This window comes from Jiangella asiatica (assembly GCF_004349065.1).
In the GTDB taxonomy this organism is placed as follows: domain Bacteria; phylum Actinomycetota; class Actinomycetes; order Jiangellales; family Jiangellaceae; genus Jiangella; species Jiangella asiatica.
Map to the genome: position 1 here is coordinate 1 of NZ_SMKZ01000116.1, position 1948 is coordinate 1948.

Below are 1948 nucleotides of genomic sequence, written 5' to 3' on the forward strand. Positions count from 1 at the left end.
GTGCGTAGGAGGGTGCGGCGGGTGGGGTGGGGCGCCGGGTGTTGCATGGCGGGCTCCTTGGGGTGGTTAGGTGAGGCGGATGCGGGGGTCGAGGTGGGCGTAGAGGAGGTCGATGAGCAGGTTGAGGGTGAGGAAGGTGGTGACGATGAATAGGACGCCGCCTTGGACGATGGCGTAGTCGCGTTCGCCGATGGCGGTGTAGAGCAGGCGGCCCAGGCCGGGGTAGTTGAAGACGGCTTCGATGACGACGGTGCCGCCGAGGAAGCCGCCGAGTTGGATGCCGATGATGGTGATGGTGGGCAGGGCGGCGTTGCGCAGGGCGTGGCGGCGGACGACGGCGTGTTCGGGGACGCCTTTGGCGCGCACGGTGCGGATGAAGTCGCGGCCCATGATGTCGGACAGTGAGGTGGCCAGGAACCGGGCGGTGATGGCTGAGGCGTGTACGGCGATGGCGGTGGCGGGCAGGATGGTGGCGCGTAGGGCTTGGCCGGGGTGGTGCCAGAACGGGGTGTAGTCACCGGCGGCGGGCAGGAGTTGCAGCTGCACGGCGAAGACGATGATCAGCAGCAGGCCGAGCCAGAACGCGGGCACGGCCAGCCCGATGGTGAGGTAGCCCGACAGTAACCGCCCGAGCAGCGATCGGGGGCGCAGCGCGACGGTGGTGCCGACGGGGACGGCGATGAGCAGGGTGAGGGCCAGGGCGAGGGTGGCGAGTTGGGCGGTGGCGGGGATGTAGTCGGCCAGGGTCGCGGTCACTGTCTGCGTCGAGTAGAAGGATTGGCCGAGGTCGCCGGTGATGGCGTGGGTGAGCCAGGTGGCGTATTGCTCGATGATCGAGCGGTCGAGGCCGAGGCGGTCGCGGATGGCGGCTTGTTCGGTGGGTGAGGCGTCGGGGCCGGCCAGCACGGTGGCCGGGTCGCCGGGTAGGGCGAAGATGAACGCCCACACCGCGATGGAGGCCAGGACGAGCACGATGGCGAACTGGGCCAGGCGGCGGATGAGGTAGGCATACATCTACAGGGCCCCCTCTGCGGTCGGGCCGGCGGCCGGGCCGGCGGCCGGGCTGGCGGGGGTGCCTGGGGTGTGGGTGGTGGTGCCGATGGCGTGTTGCAGGCCGTGGCCGACGCGGTCCAGGCAGTAGACGGTGAAGGCCAGGCATAGGCCGGGGAACACGCCGTACCAGGGGGCTTGGTAGAGGTAGGAGCGGGCGTCTTGGAGCATGCCGCCCCATGACGGTGCCGGTGGTGGGGTGCCCAGGCCGAGCAGGCTCAGCCCGGCCTCGACCACGACGGCCAGCGATGCGGTGATCACCAGCTGGACCAGGACCGGCGCGAGCACGTTGGGTAGCACGGTTCGGAACATGGTGTCGGTGGTGCGTGCGCCCATGCCGACCGAGGCGCGGACGAAGTCGCGGTCGCGTAAGGCGAGGGTGGCCGCGCGGGTGAGCCGGGCGAACTCCGGGACCGAGCCGATGCCGATGGCCAGGATCAGGTTGATCCGGCCCGGGCCGAGCACGGCGATGATGACCAGGGCGAGCAGGATGCCCGGCACGGCCAGCATCAGGTCGATCAGCCGCATCGCGGTCGCGTCGACCCACCGGCCCAGATACCCCGCGACCAGGCCCAACGGCACCCCGATCAGCGCGCCGAAGGTGGCCGCGCCGGCACCGACCACCAGCGAGGCCCGGGCACCGTGGATCACCCGCGAGGCGATGTCGCGGCCCAGCTCGTCCGTGCCCAGCAGGTGCGTCCCGGACGGGCCCAGCAGACTCTGCGCGCCCTGCTCGTTCGGATCGAACGGCGCCACCCACGACGCGAACACCGCCACCACCAGCAGCAGGAACAGCCCGGCCGCACCCACCACCGCCGACCGCGACCCGGCGAACCGCCGCACCCCACCCCACCGGCGCCGGGCCAGCGCGGGCCCCGGGTTCGGCGCGGGTCCCGGG

The 1948-nt window shown here is 71.7% G+C and carries 2 protein-coding genes; both read right to left on the reverse strand.

Features of this window, described 5'->3' with window-relative positions; all coding sequences use genetic code 11:
* Positions 1 to 66: 66 nt before the first annotated feature.
* On the reverse strand, positions 67 to 1014 hold the full coding sequence (locus tag E1269_RS31955; protein ID WP_131902291.1) for an ABC transporter permease: 948 nt from the start codon (positions 1012 to 1014) through the stop codon (positions 67 to 69).
* Positions 1015 to 1917: an ABC transporter permease gene (locus tag E1269_RS31960; protein ID WP_420810700.1), complete on the reverse strand. Its 903-nt coding sequence runs from the start codon at positions 1915 to 1917 to the stop codon at positions 1015 to 1017. It abuts the gene before it with no gap.
* Positions 1918 to 1948: the final 31 nt, after the last annotated feature.